General features: G+C 63.4%; 22 protein-coding genes. 9 read left to right on the forward strand and 13 right to left on the reverse strand.

Annotation, left to right across the window (positions count from 1 at the left end):
* The first annotated feature begins 56 nt into the window (after positions 1-56).
* The 6 genes from rlmH to V1283_RS36630 all read left to right on the forward strand — a co-directional run bounded on the left by rlmH (position 57) and on the right by V1283_RS36630 (position 5869).
* Entirely contained in the window at positions 57-539 is a 483-nt protein-coding gene (gene rlmH / locus V1283_RS36605) for a 23S rRNA (pseudouridine(1915)-N(3))-methyltransferase RlmH (protein WP_334391454.1), read from the forward strand.
* A 40-nt stretch (positions 540-579) separates the two neighbouring features.
* The gene (locus tag V1283_RS36610; RefSeq protein ID WP_334391455.1) at positions 580-1959 is read left to right on the forward strand and encodes a murein hydrolase activator EnvC family protein; all 1380 of its coding nucleotides are present in this window, start codon (positions 580-582) and stop codon (positions 1957-1959) included.
* Positions 1956-3314 (forward strand): S41 family peptidase, encoded by a 1359-nt coding sequence (locus V1283_RS36615; protein ID WP_334391456.1) that lies wholly within the window; start codon positions 1956-1958, stop codon positions 3312-3314. Before V1283_RS36610 ends, V1283_RS36615 begins: the two co-directional genes overlap by 4 nt.
* Before the next feature lie 124 nt (positions 3315-3438).
* Positions 3439-4635 (forward strand): divergent polysaccharide deacetylase family protein, encoded by a 1197-nt coding sequence (locus tag V1283_RS36620; RefSeq protein WP_334391457.1) that lies wholly within the window; start codon positions 3439-3441, stop codon positions 4633-4635.
* Positions 4636-4728: 93 nt separating this feature from the next.
* Positions 4729-5235, forward strand: coding sequence for an RNA pyrophosphohydrolase (locus V1283_RS36625; RefSeq protein ID WP_334391458.1), 507 nt, complete (start codon positions 4729-4731; stop codon positions 5233-5235).
* Positions 5236-5371: 136 nt separating this feature from the next.
* Positions 5372-5869 carry an RNA pyrophosphohydrolase gene (locus tag V1283_RS36630; protein WP_334391459.1) on the forward strand — a complete coding sequence of 166 codons (498 nt, stop codon included), beginning with the start codon at positions 5372-5374 and terminating at the stop codon, positions 5867-5869.
* A 374-nt stretch (positions 5870-6243) separates the two neighbouring features.
* On the opposite strand, the gene V1283_RS36635 is transcribed toward V1283_RS36630, so the two are convergent.
* The 6 genes from V1283_RS36635 to V1283_RS36660 form a co-directional block, all read right to left on the reverse strand.
* On the reverse strand, positions 6244-7899 hold the full coding sequence (locus V1283_RS36635) for an adenylate/guanylate cyclase domain-containing protein (RefSeq protein WP_334391460.1): 1656 nt from the start codon (positions 7897-7899) through the stop codon (positions 6244-6246).
* 218 nt (positions 7900-8117) lie between these two features.
* Positions 8118-8525 (reverse strand): F0F1 ATP synthase subunit epsilon, encoded by a 408-nt coding sequence (locus tag V1283_RS36640; protein ID WP_334391462.1) that lies wholly within the window; start codon positions 8523-8525, stop codon positions 8118-8120.
* A 93-nt stretch (positions 8526-8618) separates the two neighbouring features.
* The gene (gene atpD / locus V1283_RS36645) at positions 8619-10061 is read right to left on the reverse strand and encodes a F0F1 ATP synthase subunit beta (RefSeq protein WP_334391463.1); all 1443 of its coding nucleotides are present in this window, start codon (positions 10059-10061) and stop codon (positions 8619-8621) included.
* A gap of 58 nt (positions 10062-10119) precedes the next feature.
* Positions 10120-10998, reverse strand: a complete 879-nt coding sequence (locus V1283_RS36650; RefSeq protein WP_334391464.1) for a F0F1 ATP synthase subunit gamma — start codon at positions 10996-10998, stop codon at positions 10120-10122.
* A gap of 94 nt (positions 10999-11092) precedes the next feature.
* Positions 11093-12622: a F0F1 ATP synthase subunit alpha gene (gene atpA, locus V1283_RS36655; protein ID WP_334391465.1), complete on the reverse strand. Its 1530-nt coding sequence runs from the start codon at positions 12620-12622 to the stop codon at positions 11093-11095.
* A complete protein-coding gene (locus V1283_RS36660) occupies positions 12622-13182 on the reverse strand; it encodes a F0F1 ATP synthase subunit delta (RefSeq protein WP_334391466.1) in 561 nt (186 codons plus the stop codon). Before V1283_RS36660 ends, atpA begins: the two co-directional genes overlap by 1 nt.
* Positions 13183-13834: 652 nt before the next feature.
* Between V1283_RS36660 and V1283_RS36665 the strand changes: the two genes are divergently transcribed.
* Complete coding sequence (locus tag V1283_RS36665) at positions 13835-14329, forward strand: septal ring lytic transglycosylase RlpA family protein (RefSeq protein ID WP_334391467.1); 495 nt, start codon at positions 13835-13837, stop codon at positions 14327-14329.
* Positions 14330-14461: 132 nt separating this feature from the next.
* Here V1283_RS36665 and V1283_RS36670 read toward each other — a convergent pair whose 3' ends face one another.
* Entirely contained in the window at positions 14462-16672 is a 2211-nt protein-coding gene (locus tag V1283_RS36670) for a primosomal protein N' (RefSeq protein ID WP_334391468.1), read from the reverse strand.
* A gap of 142 nt (positions 16673-16814) precedes the next feature.
* Between V1283_RS36670 and V1283_RS36675 the strand changes: the two genes are divergently transcribed.
* Positions 16815-17798, forward strand: a complete 984-nt coding sequence (locus V1283_RS36675; RefSeq protein ID WP_334393309.1) for a tyrosine recombinase XerC — start codon at positions 16815-16817, stop codon at positions 17796-17798.
* Positions 17799-17927: 129 nt separating this feature from the next.
* Here V1283_RS36675 and V1283_RS36680 read toward each other — a convergent pair whose 3' ends face one another.
* Complete coding sequence (locus tag V1283_RS36680) at positions 17928-18485, reverse strand: hypothetical protein (RefSeq protein ID WP_334391469.1); 558 nt, start codon at positions 18483-18485, stop codon at positions 17928-17930.
* Between the two features lie 123 nt (positions 18486-18608).
* Between V1283_RS36680 and V1283_RS36685 the strand changes: the two genes are divergently transcribed.
* Entirely contained in the window at positions 18609-19199 is a 591-nt protein-coding gene (locus V1283_RS36685) for a DUF4337 domain-containing protein (RefSeq protein ID WP_334391470.1), read from the forward strand.
* Between the two features lie 148 nt (positions 19200-19347).
* Here V1283_RS36685 and V1283_RS36690 read toward each other — a convergent pair whose 3' ends face one another.
* The 5 genes from V1283_RS36690 to V1283_RS36710 all read right to left on the reverse strand — a co-directional run bounded on the left by V1283_RS36690 (position 19348) and on the right by V1283_RS36710 (position 26631).
* On the reverse strand, positions 19348-19878 hold the full coding sequence (locus V1283_RS36690; RefSeq protein ID WP_334391471.1) for a hypothetical protein: 531 nt from the start codon (positions 19876-19878) through the stop codon (positions 19348-19350).
* 135 nt (positions 19879-20013) lie between these two features.
* Positions 20014-21417 carry a dihydrolipoyl dehydrogenase gene (lpdA, locus tag V1283_RS36695; RefSeq protein ID WP_334391472.1) on the reverse strand — a complete coding sequence of 468 codons (1404 nt, stop codon included), beginning with the start codon at positions 21415-21417 and terminating at the stop codon, positions 20014-20016.
* Between the two features lie 34 nt (positions 21418-21451).
* Positions 21452-22201, reverse strand: coding sequence for an SDR family oxidoreductase (locus V1283_RS36700; RefSeq protein ID WP_334391473.1), 750 nt, complete (start codon positions 22199-22201; stop codon positions 21452-21454).
* 80 nt (positions 22202-22281) lie between these two features.
* Positions 22282-23523: a 2-oxoglutarate dehydrogenase complex dihydrolipoyllysine-residue succinyltransferase gene (gene odhB, locus V1283_RS36705; RefSeq protein WP_334391474.1), complete on the reverse strand. Its 1242-nt coding sequence runs from the start codon at positions 23521-23523 to the stop codon at positions 22282-22284.
* Positions 23524-23673: 150 nt separating this feature from the next.
* Entirely contained in the window at positions 23674-26631 is a 2958-nt protein-coding gene (locus V1283_RS36710; RefSeq protein ID WP_334391475.1) for a 2-oxoglutarate dehydrogenase E1 component, read from the reverse strand.
* Between the last annotated feature and the right edge of the window lie 109 nt (positions 26632-26740).

Genomic DNA, 26740 nt, shown 5'->3' on the forward strand with positions numbered 1-26740 from the left:
AAAGCGCGCGTGCCGGAAAGTGCACGCCAGAAGCCGCATCGCCAGAAGCAGTATTCATGCGCCTTGTCGTGGTCTCAATCGGCCGGCTGAAGCAGGGGCCGGAGCAGGAACTGGCCGAACGCTATCGCGAGCGCTTCGAGGACATCGGCCGCAAGCTCGGCTTTCGCGGTCTCACGATTCATGAAATTCCGGAAAGCCGCGCGCGCGACACCGCGACCCGGATATCGGAGGAAGCGGCGGCGATTGTGGCGGCAATACCGGAGAAATCCGTGCTGGTGGCGCTGGACGAGCACGGCAAAAGCATCGATAGCGCGACCTTTGCCCGGCAGATCGGAGATTGGCGGGATCAAGGGATCGCCAACACAATTTTCGCGATCGGAGGCGCGGACGGACTTTCGCCCGATTTGCAGCGCAAGGCTAAGTTACGCATTGCGTTCGGCTCGGCGACCTGGCCGCATCAAATGGTCCGCGTCATGCTTCTTGAACAGATTTACCGGGCCGCGACCATTCTGGCCGGCCACCCCTATCATCGCGCGTAAGGCACGGTGACGTGAATAAAGATAACACCGAATAGACCGGATGCATTCAACGCGGGACATTCACCCATTCGACACCGGAGGCCGCGGCACGCCGCTGATTTCGGCCGTCTCGCTTTCCCTGCTGCTGCTTTCCGCAAGCCTTGCCGCGGCATCGCTTTCGCCGGCGGTAGCGCAGTCCGCAGCCCCTACACAGCAAGCGACGGCCGTTTCCCCCGATGCCATCAAGCAGCGCGAGGAGGAACTGGAGGCCACGCGCGAGCAGCAACGCAAGGCGGCCGAACTTCAGCAAAAACTGAAGGCCGATATCGCGGCGATCGGTCAGGACCGCTCCAAGCTCAACCAGCAACTGATCGACATCGCCACCCAGGTACGCAGCGTCGAGACCCGCATCGGCGAGACCGAGGCCGGGCTGCGCCCGCTCGACAGCCGTGAACAGGCGGTCAGGGCTTCGCTCGATTCACGCCGCGCCGAAATCGTCGAGGTGCTGGCGGCGTTGCAACGCGCCGGCCGGCGCACGCCGCCGGCGCTGCTGGTCCGGCCTGAAGACGCGCTGCAATCGCTGCGCACCGCCATGCTGCTGGGATCGGTCGTCCCCGAACTGCGCGGACGCGCGGAGAAACTTGCCGCCGATCTCGGCGAGCTGGTGAATTTGCGCAGGGACATCGCCACCAAACGCGACGCGCTGGCGCGAGACCGCGACCGGCTGAAGGACGATTCCGTCAGGCTGGCTGCGCTCGTCGAAGAGCGGCAGCGCAAGCAGAGCGCCGTCGAGAAGGACATGGAGGCCGAAGGCGCGCGCGCCATCAACCTGTCCAGGCAGGTCGAGAGCCTGCAAGGCCTGATCACGAAAATGGAGCAGGACCTGAAGAGTGCGGCCAAGGCGGCCGCAACCGCCAGCCTGCAGGGCGCTCCGGCTGCACCCAACGGCAAACCCAACCTGGGGGCGCTGAAGGACCCTGCCCGACTAAGCCCGGCGATCGCTTTTGCCTCCGCGAGGGGCCTGTTCGCTTTTCCGGTCAATGGTCGCAAGATTCGCGAGTTTGGCGGTTCCGACGGTGCTGGTGGCGTAGAAAAAGGCATTTCCTTGGCAACCAAGGTCGGGGCTCAGGTCACAACACCGTGTGACGGCTGGGTTGTTTACGCCGGGCCCTTCCGCAGCTATGGACAACTCTTGATCCTCAATGCCGGGGGCGGGTATCATGTCCTGATCGCCGGGATGGAGCGCATTTCGGTAAACATCGGCCAGTTTGTACTTACCGGGGAGCCGGTCGCGACGATGGGATCGACGTCCCAGGTCGCATCCATTCTCGCGACGACCGCGAGCCAGCCGGTGCTCTATGTCGAGTTCCGTAAGGACGGCACTCCAATCGACTCAGGCCCATGGTGGGCCGCAAGTGAAGGCGAAAAGGTTCGCGGATGATGCGCAAGACTTCTGTAATTCTTCTCAGCGCCGCCACCGGTGCGGCTTTGACGCTCTTCGTCACGCAGCCTCGTTCCGTGCTGATGGGATCGAGTGCACGTGCGGCCACCTCGGACACCTACCGCCAGCTCAATCTGTTCGGCGACGTGTTCGAGCGCGTGCGCAGCGACTATGTCGAGAAGCCGGACGACAGCAAGCTGGTCGAATCGGCGATATCCGGCATGCTGGCCGGCCTCGATCCGCATTCGAGCTACATGGACGCGAAGAGTTTTCGCGACATGCAGGTGCAGACCCGCGGTGAATTCGGCGGGCTCGGCATCGAGGTCACGATGGAAGACGGCCTGATCAAGGTGGTCTCGCCGATCGACGACACCCCGGCGTCGAAGGCCGGCATCATGGCCAACGACATCATCACCAATCTCGACGACGAAGCCGTGCAGGGTCTCACCCTCAATCAGGCGGTCGAGAAGATGCGCGGACCGGTCAACACCAAGATCCGCCTCAAGATCATCCGCAAGGGCCAGGACAATCCGATCGAAGTCACGCTGGTGCGCGACAACATCCGCGTCCGCTCGGTGCGCGCGCGTGTCGAACAGGACGACATCGCCTATATCCGCGTCACCACCTTCAACGAGCAGACCACCGAAGGCCTGAAGCGCGAGATCGGCACCCTCTCGAACCAGATCGGCGACAAGCTGAAGGGCTACATCATCGATCTCCGCAACAATCCCGGCGGCTTGCTGGAGGAAGCGGTCACCGTTTCCGACACCTTCCTCGAGCGCGGCGAGATCGTCTCGACCCGCGGCCGCAATGCCGAGGAAACCCAGCGCCGCGCGGCGCACACGGGCGACCTAACCAAGGGCAAGCCGATCATCGTGCTGGTCAATGGCGGCTCGGCCTCGGCCTCCGAAATCGTCGCCGGCGCGCTGCAGGACCACAAGCGGGCCACGCTGGTCGGCACGCGCTCGTTCGGTAAGGGCTCGGTGCAGACCATCATCCCGCTCGGCAGCGGCAACGGCGCGCTGCGGCTCACCACCGCGCGCTACTACACGCCGTCGGGCAAGTCGATCCAGGCCAAGGGCATCGTGCCCGACATCGAGGTGCTGCAGGATGTGCCCGAAGAATTGAAGTCGCGTACCGACACCAAGGGCGAGGCCTCGCTGCGCGGCCATCTGAAGAACGACGGCGACGAGAAGACCGGATCGCAGTCCTACGTGCCGCCGGACGCCAAGGACGACAAGGCGCTGAAGACCGCGGCCGACCTGCTGCACGGCATCAAGTCGACCGCGACCGCAGCACCCGCAACCGGCGACAAGGCGGCGGTCGAAAAGCCGGCCACCAAGGCCGCGAACTGATCGGCTCTACCAGCCAGCATTCGAAAAAAGGGCGGCCTTCGGGTCGCCCTTTTTGCTGGGCGGCGAAACTGCCGTGGCCCTGCCCCGCCGTGGTATCGTCGGCCCCGGTGATTCGGGGAGGTCCATGACGGAAACGACCGACGATCTGAGCACGCCGCTCGGACAGAAGACGGAGCGCCAGAAGCGCCGGTTCCGGCTGCCTTTCACTGCGATGCAGGCGCTGGCTGTGCTGCTCGGCCTGTTCCTGGTCGCCTTCCTCACCATAGCGCTATTCACCGATAACCCGTTTGGCGGCGAGCCGGTCGCCCGTATCGCGCTGCGCCAGGCGGCGGACGAAAAGCTCCCTGGGGCGGCCTCCGGCCATACCGAAAAGGCTGCGAAATCAGGCCAGCAAGCGCCTGCCGGCGACAACAAGACCGTCACCATCATCGACGGCTCCAGCGGCAAGCGCCAGGATGTCGTGATCGGCAGCGATGCCGGCGACAAGACCGACGCGGAGCCTGCGCCGGCGATGGCAATGACCGGCATTGATCAGCGGCTCCTGGAAAAGTCCCGTTACGGCCTGATCCCGGTGGTTGCCGACGGCCTGAAACCCTTCACGGTCTATGCGGCCGACGCCGACCGCACCAAGGCCGCCAAGATGCCTGTCGTCGCCATCGTGGTCGGCGGGCTCGGCGTTGGCGCCGCCAAAACGGCCGATGCCATCATGAAGTTGCCGCCGGCCGTGACGCTGGCGTTCACCCCTTACGGGGCAGACCCCGCCAAGCTCGCCGAGCGGGCTCGTGCGCAGCGCCACGAGATCCTGCTTCAGGTTCCGATGGAGCCGTTCGACTATCCCGACAATGACCCCGGCCCGCAGACCCTGCTCACGACGCTGACGCCTGAGCAGAACATCGACCGGCTGTACTGGCACCTCAGCCGGTTCCAGGGCTATGCGGGGATCGCCAATTTCATGGGGGCACGTTTCACGGCCACCGACGCCGTGATGCAGCCGATCATCCGCGAGGCGGCCAAGCGCGGCCTCGGCTATCTCGATGACGGCTCCTCGCCGCGCAGCGCTGCACCGGCCGTGACGGCAGCCCAATCGATGCCCTTTGCCAAGGCCGATTTCACCATCGATGCCGTGCCGACCTCGGCCGAGATCGACCGGACGCTGGTCAAGCTGGAGACGCTCGCCAAGGAGCGCGGGCTGGCCGTGGGCGTAGCCTCAGCGCTGCCGATTTCGATTGAGCGGCTTGCCGCCTGGATCAAGACGCTCGACGGCCGCGGCATCATGCTTGTGCCATTGACAACGGCGATGCTGAAATCAAAATCGGGCTAGAGATCAAGCTGATGGCGGCGATCCGGACTTTCCCGGACTGCGCGGACACCAATTGCGGGTGGACTTGATGCAAGCAAGGGAATCGTGAGGGACATGGCGCGCTACGAGGACCTGCCTTACCGGACCTGCGTCGGCATGATGCTGATCAATGCGGCCGGGCTGGTCTTCATTGGCCGCCGTGCCGGCGGCATCGAACATGTCGATGAAACCCACGTCTGGCAGATGCCGCAGGGCGGCGTCGATCCCGGCGAGGACACCTGGGAGGCCGCCAAGCGCGAGCTTTACGAGGAAACCAGCGTCCGCTCGGTGGAGAAGGTCGGCGAAGTCCCGGATTGGCTGATCTACGACATTCCGCGAACGGTGGCCGGTCGCGCCTGGAAGGGCCGCTATCGCGGCCAACGGCAGAAATGGTACGCGGTGCGCTTTACCGGCAAGGACGCCGAAATCAACGTCTCAAGCCCCGGTGGCGGCGGACACAAGGCCGAATTCGTGAACTGGCGCTGGGAGCCGATGAAGAATCTCCCGAACCTGATCGTGCCGTTCAAGCGGCCGGTCTATGAGCGCGTGGTCAAGGAATTCTCCAGCCTCGCGGGCGGTTAGCATGACGCATCTTCCACGTCGTACCCCGTCATTCCGGGGCATGCGAAGCATGAACCCGGAATCTCGAGATTCTCAGGGGCGCAAAGGCGCCCCGTAGTTCGCGCCGTCGCGCGCCCCGGAATGACGGTGACCGAAGATGTCCGACAAACCCTACCGGCCCAATGTGGGTATTGCGCTGTTCAACACCTCGGGCCAGGTGCTGATCGGGCGTCGCTTCCGCGATGACGGGCCGGAGATCATTCTTCCCGGCCTGGAGTGGCAGATGCCGCAGGGCGGCATCGACGCCGACGAGAACCCGCGCGATGCCGTCATGCGCGAACTCTGGGAGGAGACCGGGGCGGTCAGTGCCGAATATCTCGGCGAGACCGATTGGATAAAATATGAATTTCCGCCCTATGACGGACCGGCCACGCATCGCCTCGCCCAATTCCGCGGCCAGCGACAAAAATGGTTCGCGCTGCGCTTCACCGGCCACGACGACGAGATCGACCCGCTGACGCCGCGCAACGGCCAGCCGGCCGAATTCGATTCGTGGCGCTGGGAGCGGCTCGACCGCGTAGCCGACCTCGTGGTGCCGTTCCGGCGCGACGTGTACCGGATGGTGGCGCAGGCATTTGCGGAATTCGCCCGCTAGATTGCATGGTCTCGCCGCGTTCGCGGCAGGAGGTTCCGCCCAATGCCGTCGGTGGTCTGGCGTCAGCGAACCTTTTTGTACCGAGCGCAGACTAACGGGTGCAGCTTTGAAATAACCCGCACCCGGTCGGTGTCTTGCCTCCATGATGGAAGTGACTGTAGCCAAGCGCCGCCGGAGTTGGGAGTGGCGGGTGTACGATCAGAACGGCGTGCTGATCATGCACGGGCGCGAACGTACCCGGCCGGCTGCCCGCTACCAGGGGTACCGGAGCCTGTTCATGCAGTTGGCCATCGGCCGGCGGTCCACTGCCTGCAGGGCTTCCGAGACTTTCTCAAGAACTGATCAGTCGAATTCAGGCGCCAGCAGGTCGTGGTCTAGTTAGGCTCGACCGAAAACGGGCCGATGGCGATGACCTGACAATTGCCGTCGCGCTTGACGCATTCGGCGAGCGCGCCGTTGACCGCGTCCTGCTCGGTCGCAGCCTTCAGGCCCAGCCCGGGACGGCCGGCTGCACCAACCGCCACGGCGTTCCAGCCGCTCGAGGCATCCGCGAGCCGGCGTGCAACGTCATCGCGTGCATCGGCCGATATCATCGTATTGCCGGTCGGCTTGAAGAAACCGGTGATTTTGAGCGAGGCCGGAATCGGGACGACGAAATTGTCGTTAAGCGCGACGATCATGCAGGGCACGCCGGCGATCCCGCCGCATGACTCCAAGGCACGCCGCACGGCCTCCTCGACGCTGTCCAGCGCAATGGGGAAGAAAAGCGCGCCGCCGGGCCCCAGCGCGACCGCCTTGTGCTTGCGCGCCGGTGCATAGACCGCTTCAAGCCGCGCCTTGCCACCGTCGCGGGTGAGCGGGACGGCCCTCGCGACAAAGGGCTGCTCGATCGCGGCATCATGCCGGATCCAGGGCAATGGCGGCATTGGCGGCCGGCCATGCGTGTAAACCACGGTGTCGCCGACCGCGTAGAGTTCGCATTTGCGCGGCGACTGCGCGGCATCCGCACGCTTCTGGCATTGCTCCACCGCGACCGACTTCGCCGTCTCCTCGCTCGGCTGGGCGGTGACGAAAGCATTGGACCCGCCGATATTGAGCGCGAACGCCTTGAACTCGGCAGCTGGCGCGTAGTCGGAAGCGAGCGTGGTGCGAGCCTTGTCGCCAATGAAGGGAATGTTGGCGGCAGCAAATTTTTCTGACGATACAACCATCGGCGGCGATGGCGCTGGCGGGGCCACCGTTGCGGCGGGGGCCGGCATTGCAGCAGCCATGGCCGGCGGAGCAGGCGATGACGGAGCCGCAGCGATAGCCGACGGCGCCGGGCTCGCAACGTTGATTGGGGCGGCGACCTTTGACGGCGCCGACGTCTCGAGCTTGGTGAAATAGAGAAAGCCGCCGACACCGATCGCAGCCAGGCTGACCACGGTGACCGCCACCGGCCACATCCAGTTCGGCTGCGCGGCGCCATGCACCTTGGCCGGCTTCTTGACTTGTGGCGTGGCGTAGGTGCCGTCCTCGCGGCGCATCGCCACCATGTAGGCGTGCACCGGCGTCGGGATGTTCTTCACCTCCTGCGCGCCGATATCGGCAAACTGCACCGACAGCTTGTTGGCGACCTGCTCGTGCACGGCACGCGAGATGCAGATGCCGCCGACTTCGGCGAGGCCCTCCAGGCGCGCGGCGATGTTGACGCCATCACCGAGGAGATCGCCGTCCCGCTCGACCACGTCGCCGATCGTGATGCCGATGCGAAAGGACATATGGCGGCTGGGCGGATAGGCCATGTTGCGGGTGCGGAGACTCTCCTGGATATCGATCGCGCAGCGCACGGCTTCGACCGCGCTCGGGAATTCGGCGAGCACGGCGTCGCCTGCGGTATTGAAAATGCGGCCGCCGCCTTTGGCGATGAAATCGTCGGTGACCTGACGGTAGGACGCCAGGCGACGCAGCGTCTCCTCTTCGTCCTCGGCAACCAGTCTGGAATAGCCGGCAATATCGGCCGCAAAAATCGCCGCGATCTTGCGTTTCATGAAAAGCAGCCCCGGATCAACACCCGCATCCGGAACAATGCCGCCAGAAGTTCCCCGGCGCAACCTCAGCATTTCGATCGAAGCACACCCTTGGACTTGGGCTGGGGTGATGGCTGGTCGGCGCCAGCAAGCGGTGAAGACAAAAAGCGCCCGTCACAGTGTGACGAGCGCTGATTTTGCCTGGGCCTTCATGGTGCCCCGGAGCGGTGCCCCGGGGCTTAGTGCATAGCCGTTGAAGTGAGCTCCTGCTGGATGCTCTTGTAGTGGTCCAGCCGCTCGATGGCGCGATCGAATTCGGAGCCTTCCTTCTCAGCCAGCTTGGCTTCCATCTCGGCGATGGTTTCGGCGAACTGCGCGCGGTCGACTTCGTCCATCGAAGTGGCGACGTCAGCAAGCACGGTGAGACCGTTCTCCGACATCTCGGCAAGACCGCCGAGCACGATGACTTTCTGATGCGTCCCGCCGCTGGTGATGGTCAGGATGCCCGGGCGGATCGCCGCGACGACCGGCGCATGTCCGGCGAGCACGCCGAAATCGCCTTCCACGCCGGGAACGTCAACCTGATCGACCTCGCCGGAGAAGGCGAGCTTTTCGGGCGAGACGAGATCGAAGTGGAAGGTGGCCATGGTGTCCCTGCGAATAGCGAGTAGCGAATGGCGAGTAGTGAAGGAAGGGAATGGCTCTCAACTATTCGCCACTCCCTATTCGCTATTCGCCCCTTAGGCTGCTTCAGCCGCCAGCTTCTTGCCCTTCTCGACGGCTTCTTCGATGGTGCCGACCATGTAGAAGGCAGCTTCCGGCAGGTGATCGTACTTGCCTTCGCAGATCGCGCGGAAGCCCTTGATGGTGTCGGCGAGATCGACGAACTTGCCGGGCGAGCCGGTGAAGACTTCGGCGACGTGGAACGGCTGCGACAGGAAGCGCTCGATCTTGCGGGCGCGGGCCACCGCGATCTTGTCCTCTTCGGACAGTTCGTCCATGCCGAGAATGGCGATGATGTCCTGCAGCGACTTGTACTTTTGCAGCACCTGCTGAACCATGCGCGCGGTGTTGTAGTGATCTTCGCCGACGACGAGCGGGGAGAGCATGCGCGAGGTCGAGTCGAGCGGGTCGACCGCCGGGTAGATGCCCTTTTCCGAGATCGCGCGGTTGAGCACCGTGGTGGCGTCCAGATGGGCGAACGAGGTGGCAGGCGCCGGGTCGGTCAAGTCGTCGGCCGGCACGTAGATCGCCTGCACCGAAGTGATTGACCCCTTGTGCGTCGTGGTGATGCGCTCCTGCAGCGCGCCCATATCGGTAGCGAGCGTCGGCTGATAGCCCACGGCCGAAGGAATACGGCCCAACAGCGCCGACACTTCGGAACCTGCCTGCGTGAAGCGGAAGATGTTGTCGACGAAGAACAGCACGTCCTGGCCTTGGTCGCGGAAGTGCTCGGCGACGGTCAGGCCGGTGAGGCCGACGCGGGCGCGGGCGCCCGGGGGTTCGTTCATCTGGCCGAACACCAGCGCGCATTTCGACTTCACGCTCGGATCGGGATTCTTCGGATCGGCGTTGACCTTGGATTCGATGAACTCGTGATAGAGGTCGTTACCTTCGCGGGTACGCTCGCCGACGCCGGCGAACACCGAGTAACCGCCATGGGCCTTGGCGACGTTGTTGATCAGTTCCTGAATCAGCACGGTCTTGCCGACGCCGGCGCCGCCGAACAGGCCGATCTTGCCGCCCTTGGCGTAAGGCGCCAGGAGATCGACGACCTTGATGCCGGTGACGAGAATTTCAGCTTCTGTGGACTGGTCGGTATAGGTCGGCGCTTCCTGGTGGATGGCGCGCAGGTCGTCGGCCTTGACCGGACCGGCTTCATCGATCGGCTCGCCGATCACGTTCATGATGCGGCCGAGCGTGCCATCGCCGACCGGGACGCGGATCGGCGATCCGGTGTCGGTGACTGCCTGACCGCGCACCAGACCCTCGGTGGTGTCCATCGCGATGGTGCGCACCGTGGACTCGCCGAGATGCTGAGCGACTTCGAGCACCAGACGGTTGCCGCCGTTCTTGGTCTCGATCGCGTTCAGAATGGCGGGCAGATGTCCCTCGAACTGCACGTCGACGACGGCGCCGATGACCTGCGTGATGCGTCCGGTCTGGTTGGCTTGTGTGGCCATAAACTCTCTCCTTCGAATTCGTATCTGGAAACCGTCAGTTTGATCGCGCCTGTCGCCGCTACATCGCCTCGGCGCCGGAGATGATTTCAATCAGCTCCTTGGTGATCATGGCCTGACGGGTTCGGTTGTAAATCAGGGTCTGCTTGCGGATCATGTCGCCGGCGTTACGGGTGGCGTTGTCCATCGCGCTCATCTGCGCGCCGTAGAACGAGGCGTTGTTTTCCAGGAGCGCACGGAAGATCTGCACCGCGAGATTGCGCGGAAGCAACCGCGTCAGGATCTCGTCCTCTTCCGGCTCGTATTCGTAAGATGTGGCCGGCCCGGCATTGGCGGCCGGCGCTTCCACCACCAGCGGGATGATCTGCTGGGCGGTCGGAATCTGCGAGATCACGGATTTGAAGCGCGAATAGAACAGCGTGCAGACGTCGAACTCGCCGGCCTCGAAACGCGCCAGAACCTTCTTGGCGATGTCCTCGGCATTGACGAAGCCGAGCTGGCGAACCGAGCGCAGGTCGACGTGCTCGATGATGTTCTTCTCGAAGGTCCGGCGGAGCTGCTCGTAGCCCTTGCGGCCGACGCAGAAAATCTTGACCTCTTTGCCCTGGTTGAGCAGCGAGTACGCGCGCTCGCGCGCCAGACGCACGATCGAGGAATTGAAAGCCCCGGACAGGCCACGCTCGCCGGTGCAGACCAGCAGCAGATGCACCTGATCGTTGCCGGTGCCGGCCAGCAGCGCCGGCGCACCGGGCGAGCCGGCCGCGGCGGACGCGATATTGGAGATCACCGCATCCATCTTCTCGGCGTAAGGCCGCGCCGCTTCAGCCGCGGTCTGCGCGCGGCGCAGCTTGGAAGCCGCGACCATCTGCATCGCCTTGGTGATCTTCTGCGTCGCCTTGGTCGAGGCGATGCGGACCCGCATGTCTTTAAGTGAAGCCATTCTCAGTTCACCCCGGCGATCCGGCCTCCAGGGCCTCGACCGCAAGCCACTCTTTCGTCAGGCCCGGCAAGCGCCGGGCCTCGACGGCAAATCATCAAGCAAACGTCTTGGCGTAACCTTCGACCACGCCTTTCAGCTTGCCGGCGAGATCGTCGGAGAGATCGCGGCTGTCACGGATGCCGTTGAGGATCTCGACGTTCTTGCCGCGCAGCAGCGACAGCAGGCCGTCCTCGAACGCCCGAACCTTGGCGAGCGGAAGCGCATCGAGGTAGCCGTTGGTGCCGGCCCAGATCACGCAAACCTGCTCTTCCATCTTCAGCGGCGAGAACTGCGGCTGCTTCAGGAGTTCGGTCAGGCGCGAGCCACGGTTCAGGAGCCGCTGCGTCGAGGCGTCGAGGTCGGAGCCGAACTGCGCAAACGCCGCCATTTCGCGGTACTGCGCCAGCTCACCCTTGATCTTGCCGGCGACCTTCTTCATCGCCTTGGTCTGCGCCGAGGAACCCACGCGCGACACCGACAGACCGACGTTCACCGCCGGACGGATGCCCTGGAAGAACAGATCGGTTTCCAGGAAGATCTGACCGTCGGTAATCGAAATCACGTTGGTCGGAATGTAGGCCGACACGTCGTTGGCCTGGGTTTCGATCACCGGCAGCGCGGTGAGCGAACCCGAACCGTGGTCCTTGCTGAGCTTCGCCGCGCGCTCGAGCAGGCGGGAATGCAGATAGAACACGTCGCCGGGATAGGCTTCGCGGCCCGGCGGGCGGCGCAGCAGAAGCGACATCTGGCGGTAGGCGACGGCCTGCTTGGAGAGATCGTCATAGATGATGACGGCGTGCATGCCGTTGTCGCGGAAGTATTCGCCCATGGTGCAGCCGGTGAACGGCGCGATGTACTGCATCGGCGCCGGATCGGACGCGGTGGCGGCGACCACGATCGAATATTCCAGCGCGCCCTGCTCTTCCAGCACCTTGACGAACTGGGCGACCGTCGAACGCTTCTGGCCGATCGCGACGTAGACGCAATACAGCTTGATGTTCTCGTCCGGCTGCGCGTTGAGCGGCTTCTGGTTCAGGATGGTGTCGAGCGCGATCGCGGTCTTGCCGGTCTGGCGATCGCCGATGATCAGCTCGCGCTGGCCGCGGCCGACCGGGATCAGCGCATCGATGGCCTTGAGACCGGTCGCCATCGGCTCGCTCACCGACTTGCGCGGAATGATGCCGGGCGCCTTGACGTCGACGCGCATACGCTTGTCGGCCTGGATCGGGCCCTTGCCGTCGATGGGATTGCCGAGCGCATCGACCACGCGGCCGAGCAGGCCCTTGCCGACCGGCGTGTCCACGATGGCGCGGGTGCGCTTGACGGTCTGGCCTTCCTTGATCTCGCGGTCGGCGCCGAAGATCACGATACCGACGTTGTCGGTTTCGAGGTTCAGCGCCATGCCGCGCGTGCCGTTCTCGAACTCGACCATTTCACCGGCCTGGACGTTGTCCAGACCATAGACGCGAGCGATACCGTCACCGACGGACAGCACCTGTCCGACTTCGGTAACCTCAGCCTCCTGGCCGAAATTCTTGATCTGGTCCTTGAGGATCGCGGAAATTTCCGCGGCGCGGATGTCCATCAGCCTGCCTCTTTCATCGCGTGCTTGATCGAATTGAGTTTGGTGCGAAGCGAACTATCCACCATGCGGCTGCCGAGCTTGACCACAAGGCCGCCAATGATGGAGGGATCGACTTTCACGTTGAGCGCGACGTCCTTGCCCGTCACCGATTTCAGTGCGGTCTTCAGCGCGTCGAGATTCTTTTCATTGAGCTGTTCGGCGACGGTGACGTCTGCAGTCGCCTCGCCCTTGAACTTCGCCACCAGCGCGCGGAAGGCGCGGATCACGTCGGTGACGGCAAACAGTCGGCGGTTGGCGGTCAGGACTTTAAGGAATTTGGCGGAGGTGCCGGAAATTCCGGCCTTGTCGAGCACGGCATTGAGCGCTCTTGCCTGCGCATCGGACGAGAAAACCGGGCTGCGAACGAGGCGCTTCAGATCGGCGCTTTCGTTCAGCATGGCCTCGAATTTATCGAGATCGGCCCTGACGGCATCGACGGATTTCTCGTCGCGCGCCAGTTCGAACAAGGCCGTAGCATAACGGCCGGACACTCCCGAAACGGACGGATCTTCAGCAGCCACAACTCGCTCTTTTCAGCTGTCAAACTCGCAAGGGAAAAACCGTCGCCACGGGTAGCGGCGCCTAGCGATCCAAGCCCTTGGAATTCAAGCGGGACTTCGATTTTCGACCGGCACGCGAGGTGCCGGGATCGTTAAAATCGCGGCTTTGCTAACATAGCGAGCGCGCAGGTGCAACATGACCACGCGTTCGGGCGATGCCTTGTCGCACGTCAAATTTCAGGCCCGGCGGGACATCGTTTTTGACGGCGATCGGCTACCTCGGATCTCGGCACCTACCCCACGTCTCATCGCTGTCAACCCGGCGCGCGTTCGTTCCACCTGTATTTGCATAGCGGGCATGAGCGACCAGCCCAGGAACGAATCGGGCGAGCTCGCCTTCATTTGATCATTACTTGCGCAAATCTTTACTCAATGTGAGATGACTGTATTCGCAAGTAATAGAAGGTATAGAATTCGTTAAAAGTCCGTTAAAGCGAAAGATTACGGAATATCGTCTGATTAGTTGCTCACGGTAACAAGATATGTCAGCCGACGACAATCTGGCTTTACTGCCCAATTCATGCCTCATTGCATCACCAAACGGCACCCACCAAACTGGGACGGGGGTTCCATTTGCCACGCATGTGGCAATACTGTCTGAGGGACTAGTTTAATGTTGAATAACAACAATGTGGTGCCGGGAACTCTAACCCGGTCGCGTACGGCCTTCGCCTTGATCGCCGCAACTCTCCTGGCCGGCGGCAGCATCTCCGAGGCTTCCGCCAAATCCAGGCATCATCGCCATCACCATCACGCCAGCAAAGCCCAGACGCCCGGCAGCAACTGGCTGGAGTCCAATGCCTCGATCGGCTCCCAGAGCACCGGGCGCAGCTTCTCCGGTAAGGCCTCGTTTTACGGCAGTGAATCCGGCAGCCGGACCGCCTCCGGTCAGCGCTTCAACCAGAACGCCATGACCGCAGCCCACCGCTCGCTGCCGTTCGGCACCAAGCTCCGGGTGACCCATCGCGGCCAGAGCGTCGTCGTCACGATCAACGACCGTGGTCCCTTCATCAAGGGGCGCGTCCTCGACCTTTCCACGGGTGCGGCCCGTGCCATCGGCCTGACCGGCGCCGGCGTCGGCCACATCACCGCCGAAGTCGTTTCCTAAGAGCGGTGACGCGCCGTTTTCCGGCCCATCAGATTCAGTAAGCGTTGCGTTGCGTAATCAAAGGCCTGCCGTCGCAAATGACGGCAGGCCTTTTTTGTTGACCCTCCCCTTCAGGGGAGTGTGAAGCATAATTCACAAAAAGCTCTGCGGATCGACGTCGACTTCGAGCTTGAGATTGCCCTTGGTCTTTGGGCCGGCGGCGAGCCATTCGCGCAGGTATTCCGACAGATCGACATTGCGCAGCGACTTAACCAGCAGGCGAAACCGATAGCGGCCCTTGATGACGGCAAGCGGCGCTTCGGCAGGCCCGAGCACCTGGATGCGCTCGTCGATCGGCGCGATGGCAGCTAGCCTGCGCGCAAAACCTTCGGCGGTCGGCCGGTCGCCTGCCGAAATGATCAGGCTGGCGAGCCGGCCGAACGGCGGATAGCCGGCGCGCTCGCGCGCCTCGATCTCGCTGGCATAGAACGCCTCGCGGTCGCTCGCGATCAGGGCCTTCATCACGGGATGTTCGGGCTGATGGGTTTGCAGGTAGCCGACGCCGCGGCCCTGCTCGCGCCCGGCGCGGCCAATCACCTGGTTGAGCAGCTGAAACGTCCGCTCGGCGGCGCGCGGATCGCCATTGCCGAGGCCCAGATCCGCATCGACCACGCCGACCAGATTGAGCCGTGGAAAATTGTGCCCCTTGGCCACCAGTTGCGTGCCGACGATGATGTCGACGCGGCCTTCCGCGATTTCGTTCAACTCGCTGCGCATGGTCTCGATCGAGGTGATGAGATCGCTCGACAGCACCATGGTGCGCGCATTCGGAAACAGCAGGGCCGCCTCTTCCTGCAGACGCTCGACGCCGGGGCCGACAGCGACGAGGGATTCCTCCGCCTGGCAATGCGGGCAGATGTTCGGGCGCGGCATCGAGAAGCCGCAATGGTGACAGACCAGACGCTGGCGAAACCGATGGTCCACCAGCCAGGCGTCGCAGATCGTGCACGCAAAACGATGGCCGCAGGCACGGCAGAGCGTCAGCGGCGCGTAGCCGCGGCGGTTGAGAAACAACAGCGCCTGCTCGCGCTTCTCGATCGCGAACTGAATCTGTTCGGCGAGCGGCGGCGAGATGAAGCGGCCGCGCGGCGGCGGGGCGCGGCGCAGGTCGATCGCCTCGATATGCGGCATGTGCTGGCCGCCGAAGCGCGACGGCAGCGCGACGCGCTGATAGCGCCCCTTGCGCGCGTTGACCTCGGTTTCGACCGAGGGCGTCGCGGATGCCAGCACGATCGGGATTTTGGCGATATGCGCGCGCACCACCGCCATGTCGCGGGCGTGGTAGTGCGCGCCGTCATCCTGCTTGTAGGCCTGGTCGTGTTCTTCATCGACGATGATCAGGCCCAAATCCGCATAGGGCAGAAACAGCGCCGAGCGCGCGCCGACCACGACCGGCGCTTCGCCCGCCGATATCGCCGCCCAATTGCGCTGCCGCGTGCGCGGCGTCAATTCGGAGTGCCATTCCAAGGGACGCACACCGAAACGCTGGGCGAAGCGGTCGAGGAATTGTCCAGTCAGCGCGATCTCCGGCATCAGGATCAGCGTCTGTTTTCCGCGGCGGATGATTTCCGCAATCGCCTCGAAATAGACTTCGGTCTTGCCGGAACCGGTGACGCCGTCGAGCAGCGCGACATGGAAGGAACCATTGGCCGCGAGTGCACGCATCGCATCGACCGCCGTGCGCTGCTGGGGAGAAAATTCCGGCTGCGCAAAGGACGGATCGGGCGCGGGCGGCGCCAGCGGCGGCGGCATCGCCTCGACGGCGAGCGTGCCCTCGTCGACCAAACCATCGACCACGCCGCCGCTGACGCCGGCTTCCCGCGCCGCTTCGGACTTGCCATGCAAGAGGCCGTCCGACAGCACCTCGATCAACCGCCGCCGTGCCGGCGTCAGACGCCGCGGCGGCTCGCCCACCAGCCGCACGCCAAGCCGCATCCGCTCAGGCCCAAGATTTTCGCCCATCCGCAAGGCCATGCGCAGCACCATGCCGCGCGCCGACAGGGTGTAGTTGGAAACCCAGTCGACGAGGCTGCGCAGTTCCTCCTTCAGCGGCGGCACATCGAGCTTTTCGCCGACATCCTTGAGGCGGTTGTGCAGGCGCGGATCGGGATTGGCGTTTTCCGCCCACACCACCGCGACCACTTCGCGCGGACCGAGCGGCACGCAGACGACATCGCCGGGCTTCAGCTCCATGCCGCGCGGCACGCGGTAGGAATAGTTCTGATTGAGCGCGACCGGAACCAGCACGTCGACGACGCGGGTCGATGAGACCGATGAGGTGGTTTGGCGGGTGGCGTGGTCCATCAGGGAATCGGGCTTGAGGTGTCCAGAGCAAGGCTAGCGCCGCGCCGCCAAGTTAGCGAACGGTAAACGAAAGAGGTGCGATATAATGGATGGAATCACCGCCTCCAAGAGAATGCACAAGACCGAGCGCAAGGCAGGGCTCATGGCCAAGGAAATCGCCAAGGAAGTTCCGGCCGTTCAACCGATCGAGCTCGATTGCGCCGACGAGGGCCTCGCGCTGGAGATGGCGCGCTGGCTGACGCATCTGCGCGCCGAGCGGCGGCTGTCGCCCAAGACGCTCGAAGCCTACGCCCGCGACCTCCGCCAATGCCTGACTTTCCTCTGCCAGCATTGGGGCAGGAAGGTCACCCTGAAAGGATTTGCGGCGTTGGAGGCCACCGATGTCAGGGCCTTCATGGCGATGCGCCGCGCCGACGACATTGCCGGGCGTTCGCTGATGCGGGCGCTGGCGGGCTTGCGTTCATTCGGGCGCTATCTCGAACGCGAAGGCAAAGGCAGGGTCGGCGCCCTGTCCGCCATCCGCGCGCCCAAGGTTGCAAAGAGCCTGCCGAAGCCGATCCAGATGGACGCCGCCAAGCGTCTTGCCGATGCCGACGAGCGCGCCGGCGAGGAACGCGATCCCTGGATTTTGGCGCGCGACGCCGCCGTGATGGCGCTACTCTACGGTTCGGGCCTGCGCATCTCCGAGGCGCTGGGACTGAAGCGCCGCGATGTGCCCAAGCCAGGCGAGGGCGACGTTCTCATTGTCACCGGCAAGGGCAACAAGACCCGCATGGTGCCGGTGCTGCAAAACGTGCTGGCGCTGATTTCCGATTACGTTGCGATGTGCCCGCATTCGCTGCCCCCTGCCGGACCAATTTTTGTCGGCGCGCGCGGCGGGCCATTATCGCCGCGGATCATCCAGCTCACCATGGAGCGGTTGCGCGGCGCGCTCGGCCTGCCCGACAGCGCCACACCTCATGCGCTGCGGCATTCCTTCGCGACGCATCTGCTCAGCCGCGGCGGCGATCTGCGCGCGATCCAGGAACTGCTCGGCCACGCCTCGCTCTCGACCACGCAGATCTATACCGGCATCGACAGCGAACGGCTGCTGGAAGTGTACAAGAGCGCGCATCCGCGCGGCTGACGCCCGCTAGACACAAAATATCGAAAACAACCCCATGCAAAGTAGAATGGACCCCGGCTCGCAGCCCTCACGCGGCTAGCGTCCTGGGCACGACATGGCCGGTCGTCACGGCCCAATCTGCATCCTGTTCTAGTTGGCGAGATATTCAATCGTGTACACGTAATTCGATCCGCGGCCGACCTCCACGCGGACGACTGGCAGGAATTTCAATCGGTCATAGACGGGTGTCGTCACCTTAACTGTGCGGCCGGCGATGTCGGCAACGTATTCGCTGTTGTGCCTCCCTCGCGTTCGCAGGTTCTGAACGCGGCCTTCAAGCACGATCGGTGACTGGAAGAAGTCCTGGATCAGGATCGTGCCCATCAGGACCGCAAGGGCGGCACCACCAAGTACGGCTGCGCAGGCCCTCAATGTCGTTTTGGGAATCGACCGAAAGAAGTACCACTCCCGCAATCCGAACCAGATCAGCCAAAGCCCGAGAATGAACAGGAATAGATAAAAGTTGACGACACCGACCAGCGAACCAGGGCCATAAGCCACCCACAGTATGACGCAAAGCGCAATTAAAGGCCCAGTGATGGCGCCGATCCACCGCAACAGCACCGGGTCACGGACGGTGTTCAGCAGCACGGCAAAAAGAATGACGAGGGGCCAAAAACAGGCTGCAAGGAAATCAGCGGTTGTCATATTGAAAGCTTAAAAGGACTGACAAAAAAATCCCTTAAAGCAACAGTTCAAATAGCGGCTGACGCTTGCTTTGAACTGGCCGTTCGGCAATCGTGAACCTGGATTTCACTGGAGAGGGACAACATGAGCGCACATGAAAGCATGGAGCATGCGGAACATGCCGAGCACGCTTCGGGCTCGAACAAGAAGATCGCGTTGCTGATCGCCGTGATCGCCTTGTTTCTGGCGCTGTCGGAAACGCTGGGCAAGGGCGCGCAGACCGAGGCCATCAGCAAGAACGTCGAGGCTTCGAACCTGTGGGCGTTCTTCCAGGCCAAGAGCATCCGCCGCACCGTGGTGCAGGCCACCTCGGAACACGCCAAGCTCAGCATGGGGACGGTCGGTGACGATGCCGCAAAGGCGGCGCTGCAGAAGCAGATCGACGACTGGAACAAGACCGCGCAGCGCTACCGTTCGGAGCCGGAAACCGGGGAAGGTTCGGAGGAGTTGGCAAAACGCGCCAAGCACGCCGAGCATGAGCGCGACGAGGCGACCGCAAAGTATCACCATTACGAAATCGCCTCGGCCGCCTTTCAGATCGGCATCGTGCTGGCATCCGCCACCATCATCACCGGCATGATCGTGCTGGCCTGGGTGTCAGGCATATTGGCGATGGCGGGCATTGCGATTACCGCGCTTGGCCTCTACGCGCCGCATCTGCTGCATCTGCATTGAGTAAATGACGCCGCTCGTCATCACCCGCGAAAGCGGGTGATCCAGTACGCCGCGGCTTTTCGGCTCAATCACTGCGGCCTCTGGAATACTGGGTCACCCGCCCCAGTGCGCAAGCGCGCACAAGGCGGGTGACGACAAGTGAGAAGCGTCAACGCGCTTCGTGCACGCTCTTGCGAAAGCGCTGGATCAGCCGCAGCGTACGCGATGACCAGCTGTCGCCGCCACCACGCAGAACTTCCTTTATGCGCTGCTTGATCGGCTCGACCAGCGCCGCCGCCTTGGCGCGCATCGCCATGATGAACTCATAGACCTTCTTGAACCACGCCATCTGCAGGAGTTTTGTGCGCGTTACGTCGAAAATGAAGGCGGTGACGCCGACGCCAACGAGCTTCCCGAACACGATAACGAGGCAGGCGCTGAGCCAATATTCATTGGCCAGCAGCCAGAGGCCGACCAGCTTGAGCGGAAACAGCGGCAGCACCGGCACCGCAAACACGATCAGCGTCATCGCCGGCGACAACGTATCGACGCGCTCGGCCAGCCATTGCTTGAATGCGCGCAGCGGGATCAGCGCAACGATGCGCTCGACGATCGGTTCGAGATGATCCCACAGCCAGGCTTCGATCAGGAAGACGACCGCAAGCAGGACCCAGAACGGCTGTAACAGGCGGCGCATCATCGATTTGATCTCTAGAGCGCAATGACGCCCGTCGGGGTCATTCCGCTCTATCTCTTTGTTGAAAGCGTGATCTTTTCGAGGAACCGAATACCTGCTTATTCAACCATGCTCTACCCGGTATGTACCGGATATAGATCACATATGGATGGCGCGTTTGCCGACCGCAAGCGCGGCTTCCTTGATGGCTTCCGAGCGCGTCGGGTGAGCATGGCATGTGCGTGCCAGATCTTCGGCGGAGCCGCCGAATTCCATCAGAACGCAGGCTTCATGGATCATTTCGCCGGCTTCGCGGCCGACGATGTGCACGCCGAGCACGCGGTCGGTCTTCGCATCTGCGAGAATCTTCACGAAACCGTCAGTGGTCTGGTTGACCTTGGAGCGGCCGTTGGCGGTGAACGGAAATTTACCGGAGGTATAGGCGACGCCCGCCTGCTTCAACTCTTCCTCGGTCTTGCCGACCGACGACACTTCCGGCGTGGTATACACGACGCCTGGAATAACGTCGTAGTTCACGTGGCCGGCTTTCCCCGCGATGATTTCAGCGCAGGCGACGCCTTCGTCCTCGGCCTTGTGCGCGAGCATCGGTCCCGCCACCACGTCACCGATCGCATAGACACCCTTCACGGTGGTTGCGAAATGCGCGTCGATCTGCACCCGCCCGCGATTGTCGAGCGCGATGCCGGCTTCCTTCAGCCCTAGCCCTTCGGTGTAAGGGACGCGGCCGATGCAGACGAGGACGACATCGGTTTCGAGCGTTTCCGCCGTTCCGCCCGCCGCCGGCTCAACCGTCGCCTGCAACGTCTTGCCCGACGTATCGACGCCGGTGACCTTGGCACCCAGCTTGAACGCAAAACCCTGCTTTTCGAGCATTCGCTGGAATTGTTTCGCCACTTCGCCGTCCATGCCGGGCAGGATGCGGTCGAGGAATTCGACCACCATGACCTCAGCGCCGAGCCGTTTCCAGACCGAGCCGAGTTCAAGCCCGATCACGCCGGCACCGATGATCAGCAGCTTCTCCGGCACTTTCTCCAGCGACAGCGCGCCGGTCGACGACACGACGCGCTTCTCGTCAATCTCGATGCCCTTCAGCCGCGCGATATCCGAGCCGGTGGCGATGACGATATTTTTGGTCTCGACCGTCTGCGCCTTGCCGTCGCTGCCCGTGACCTCGACCTTGCCGGCGCCGAGGATCTTGCCCTTGCCGCTGATGACATCAATCTTGTTTTTCTTCATCAGGAACTCGACGCCCTTGACGTTGCCGTCGATGCCCTGCTGCTTGAAGTTCATCATCGACGGCAGATCGAGCTTTGGCGTGGAAACGCTGACGCCCATCTTGGCAAAGGAGTGCGCCGCCTCCTCGAACATCTCGGAGGCATGCAGCAGCGCCTTCGACGGCATGCAGCCGACATTGAGGCAGGTGCCGCCCAGCGTCGGATTCTTCTCGACCACGGCGACCTTCATGCCGAGTTGCGCCGCGCGCACCGCGCAGACATATCCGCCCGGGCCGGTGCCGATGACGACGAGATCGTAGGAAGCCATGATGAAGTCCTGTAGCTGAGAAACGTGTCAGGTATTACCGCCCACCCGAGACATCAAGGATGGCGCTGGTGACGTAGGAAGCCTCGTCCGAGATCAGCCAGACGATGGCATTGGCGATTTCATCCGCGGTGCCGACGCGCTTCATCGGCACCATGTGCGCGAGCCGGTGCGCGCGATCGGGCTCGCCGCCAGAGGCGTGAATGTCGGTGTCGATCAATCCCGGACGGATCGCGGCCACGCGAATGCCCTCACCCGCCACCTCATAGCCGAGTCCGATGGTGAAGGAATCGATCGCGCCCTTGGAAGCCGCATAATCGACATAGGTATTGGGCGCGCCGAGTTTCGCCGCAACCGAGGAAAGGTTGACGATGACGCCGCCCTCGCCGCCATGCTTGGTCGACATGCGCTTGACGGCCTCGCGCGCGCATAAAATGCTGCCGGTGACGTTGATCGCCATCACGCGCTGAATGCGCTCGGCCGACATCTCGTCGACCCGCACACCACTCTTGCCGACAATGCCGCCATTGTTGACGAGAGCCCCGAGCGTGCCGAACTGGTCGGCGGCTTCGAACAGCTTGAGGATATCGCTCTCCTCGGCGACATCGCATTTCACCGCGACGGCCTTGCCGTTCTTGCGCTCGATTTCGGCAACGACTTCCTTCGCGGCCGCCTCGTTACTGGCGTAACCGACAACCACGCGAAAGCCGCGCGCTGCGGCAGCGATGGCGGTAGCGCGGCCGATGCCGCGGCTGCCGCCGGTGATCACAACAACCTTGTCCGTCACATCAGCCCCCACAAATCAACGCGCATCGATCCACGGCTCGCGACGCCGGCTTGGGCGCCGGCGTCGGCCAGCGTGATATGTCAGAGATCCAGCACCAGACGCGCCGGGTCTTCCAGACTTTCCTTGACGCGCACCAGGAACGTCACCGCTTCCTTGCCGTCGATCACGCGGTGATCGTAGGACAGCGCCAGATACATCATCGGGCGGACCTCGATCTTACCGCCGACCACCATCGGCCGTTCCTGGATCTTGTGCATGCCAAGAATGCCGGACTGCGGCGCGTTCAGGATCGGCGTCGACATCAGCGAACCGTAGATGCCGCCATTGGTGATGGTGAAGGTGCCGCCCTGCATCTCGTCGATCTTGAGCTGGCCATCGCGGGCGCGGCGGCCGAAATCGGCGATTCCCTTTTCGATGTCGGAGATCGACTTGTGGTCGCAGTCGCGCACCACGGGGACCACAAGGCCCTTGTCGGTGCCGACGGCGACGCCGATGTGGTAATAATTCTTGTAGATCAAATCGGTGCCGTCGATCTCGGCATTGACCGCCGGAATGTCCTTCAACCCCTGCACGACGGCCTTGGTGAAGAAGCCCATGAAGCCGAGCTTGGAGCCATGCTTCTTCTCGAAAACGTCCTTGTACTGCGCGCGCATCGCCATGATGTGGGTCATGTCGACCTCGTTGAAGGTCGTGAGCATCGCGGCGGTGTTCTGCACATCCTTCAGCCGCCGCGCGATGGTCTGGCGCAGCCGCGTCATCTTCACGCGTTCTTCGCGCGCGGCGTCATCGGCCGGCGTCGGCGCGCGCACCTGCACGGATGCCGCTGGCTGATTGACCGGCGTCGGCGCAGACGCCGCCTTCTCGATCGCGGCCAGCATGTCGCCCTTGGTGACGCGGCCATCCTTGCCGGAACCGGGAACGGTCGCGGCATGGATGCCGCTTTCGGCGGAGAGTTTTCGAACCGAAGGGGCCAGCGGCGCATCAGCTGCCATAGCCTTCGAGGCCGCAGCAGGCGCGGCGGCGGGCGCAGCAGCGGGAGCGGCGGCCTTGGCAGGCGCGGCCGCGGCCGGCCTGGCGCCGCCGGCCGCGCCTTCATTGATCTGCCCGAGCAGCCCGCCGACGGCGACCGTCTCGCCGTCCTTGGCCGCGATCTCGCCGAGCACACCGGCGGATGGCGCCGGCACTTCGATGGTGACCTTGTCGGTCTCAAGCTCCACCAACGGCTCGTCCACCGCCACGGCGTCGCCCGCCTTCTTGAACCAGCGGCCGATGGTGGCTTCCGTCACGGACTCGCCGAGCGTCGGAACACGAATTTCAGTCATTGTCTTTTCCTCAATACCCTTAAGCAGTCATCAGTTCCAAAGCGGTCATCGCCCGCGAAGGCGGGCGATCCAGTACGCCGAGGCGGTCATGATTGAATTCTAACGGCGCCGGGTACTGGATGCCCCGCCTTCGCGGGGCATGACGGGCTCCTAGTTCAGCGCCTCATCCAGCAGAGCCTTGAGCTGCGCCAGATGCTTCGACATCAAACCGGTGGCGGTTGCGGCCGACGCCGCGCGGCCCGCGTAACGCGGACGGCGGTTCGGCGCATGGATCTGGTTCAGCACCCATTCGAGATAGGGCTCCATGAAGTGCCATGCGCCCATGTTGCGCGGCTCTTCCTGGCACCAGACCACTTCGGCGTTCTTGAAGCGCGAAAGCTCCTGCACCAGCGCCTTGAGCGGCACCGGATAGAGCTGCTCGACGCGCATGATGTAGATGTCGTCGATATCGCGCTTCTCGCGCTCGTCGTAGATGTCGTAATAGACCTTGCCCGCGCACAGCACGACGCGGCGGATCTTGTCGTCCGCCACCAGCTTGGTCTTCTCGTCGGGCTGCATCTGGGCGTCGTCGTACAGGATGCGGTGGAAGGTGGTGTCCGCTCCCAGTTCGTCGAGCCGCGAAACCGCGCGCTTGTGCCGCAGCAGCGACTTCGGCGTCATCATGATCAGCGGTTTGCGGATTTCGCGATGCAGCTGGCGCCGCAGCACGTGGAAGTAATTCGCGGGCGTGGTGGGATACACCACCTGCATGTTGTCTTCGGCGCACATCTGCAGGAAGCGCTCGAGCCGCGCCGAGGAATGCTCCGGCCCCTGCCCTTCATAGCCATGCGGCAGCAGGCAGACGAGGCCGGACATGCGCAGCCATTTGCGCTCGCCCGACGAGATGAACTGGTCGAACAGCACCTGGGCGCCGTTGGCGAAGTCGCCAAACTGCGCTTCCCACATCGCCAGCGCCTTCGGCTCGGCGAGCGAATAGCCGTACTCGAAGCCGAGCACCGCCTCTTCCGACAGAAGCGAGTTGATGACCTCGTAATGGCCCTGGTCGTGGCCGAGATGGTTGAACGGCGTGTAGCGGCTCTCGTCTTCCTGGTCGATCAACACCGAATGGCGCTGCGAAAATGTGCCGCGCTCGCTGTCCTGTCCCGACAGCCGGACGTGGCGGCCTTCCTGCAGCAGCGTGCAGAACGCCAGCGCCTCGCCGGTCGCCCAGTCGATGCCGACGCCATTGTCGATGGCTTTGGCGCGATTTTCCAGGAAGCGCTGGATGGTGCGGTGAACCCGAAAACCGTCCGGCACCCTGGTGATCTTGCGCCCGATATCCTTCAGGACGCTGATGTCGACGCCGGTAACGCCGCGCCGGGCCTCCTCTTCCTGATCGGCGGACTTGAAGCCCGCCCACTTGCCGTCGAGCCAGTCGGCCTTGTTGGGCTTGTAGCCGGAACCTGCCTCAAGCTCGGCATCGAGCCGCGCGCGCCAGTCGGCCTTGGCCTTCTCGACCTCGCCCTCGGTCATCACGCCGTCGGCGATCAGCCGCTTGGAATAAATCTCGACCGTACCGGGATGCAGCGCGATCTTCTTGTACATCACCGGCTGGGTGAACGCGGGCTCGTCACCCTCATTGTGACCGTGGCGGCGGTAGCAGAACATGTCGATGACGACGGGCTTGTGGAACTTCTGTCGGAACTCGATCGCAACCTTGGCTGCGAACACGACGGCTTCCGGATCGTCGCCGTTCACGTGGAAGATCGGCGCGTCGATCATCTTCGCCACGTCGGACGGATAGGGCGAGGAGCGCGAGTACCGCGGATAGGTGGTGAAGCCGATCTGATTGTTGACGATGAAATGCAGCGAGCCGCCGGTGCGGTAGCCCTTCAGGTCGGACAGGCTGAAGCATTCCGCCACCACGCCCTGGCCGGCGAACGCCGCGTCGCCGTGCATCAGCATCGGCAGCACGGAAATACGCATGTCCGGCGGATCACCGTGCTGGTCCTGCTTTGCGCGCACCTTGCCGAGCACGACGGGATCGACGATTTCGAGATGCGAGGGGTTGGCGGTCAGCGACAGATGGATCTTGTTGTTGTCGAACTCGCGGTCGCTCGATGCGCCGAGATGGTATTTGACGTCGCCGGAACCTTCGACCGCGTCCGGATTGGCGGAGCCGCCCTTGAATTCATGAAACAGCGCGCGATGCGGCTTGCCCATCACCTGGGTCAGCACGTTGAGGCGGCCGCGATGCGGCATGCCCAAAACGATCTCCTTCACGCCGAGATTGCCGCCGCGCTTGATGATCTGCTCCAGCGCCGGGATCAGCGATTCAGCGCCGTCGAGGCCAAAGCGCTTGGTGCCGGTGAACTTGAGGTCGCAGAATTTCTCAAAGCCTTCGGCCTCGATCAGCTTGTTCAGGATCGCGCGACGGCCCTCGCGGGTGAAACTGATTTCCTTGTCCGGCCCCTCGATACGCTCCTGGATCCAGGCCTTCTGCGCCGCGTTGGTGATGTGCATGAACTCGACGCCGAGCGTCTGGCAGTAGGTGCGCTCGCAGATCGCGACGATCTCGCGAAGCGTGCCGTATTCGAGGCTAAGCACGTGGTCGAGGAAGATCTTGCGGTCGAAGTCAGCCTCGCTGAAGCCATAGGTGCGCGGATCGAGCTCTTCGCGATCGCGCTGCGCCTCGATGCCGAGCGGATCGAGCTTGGCGTGGAAATGACCGCGCATCCGGTAGGCACGGATCAGCATCAAGGCACGGACCGAATCGCGGGTCGCCTGGTTGACGTCGGCAGCCGATAGTTCCGCGCCCTTGGCCTGCGCCTTAGCGGCGAGCTTGGCGCCGACCGCCTTTTCGACGGTGATCCAGTTGCCGTCCAGCGCCGAGGTCAGTTCGTCGCGCGGGGTCAGTGGCCAGTTGTCGCGGCCCCAGGAGGGACCCTCGGCGTTCTTCTGGACGTCGGCCGGGGTGTCTTTCAGGCTCTTGAAGAACTCCTGCCACTCGGCATCGACCGACTCGGGGTCCTGCTCGTAGCGGGCGTAGAGGTCGTCGATGTAGGTGGCGTTGGTGCCTTGCAAAAATGAGGAGAGAGCAAATGCTGCGTTCGCGTCCTGGCGAGACATGATGGCGTCCTGGTGATTTTCGGTTTGCGCGTAGAAGACGGCGCATCGCCAATCCGGAAACCGGATCAGCGGGATAAAGTACCCTTTACCCTATTTAGTGCGAAACTTC

Source organism: Bradyrhizobium sp. AZCC 2262, from assembly GCF_036924535.1.
GTDB lineage: Bacteria > Pseudomonadota > Alphaproteobacteria > Rhizobiales > Xanthobacteraceae > Bradyrhizobium.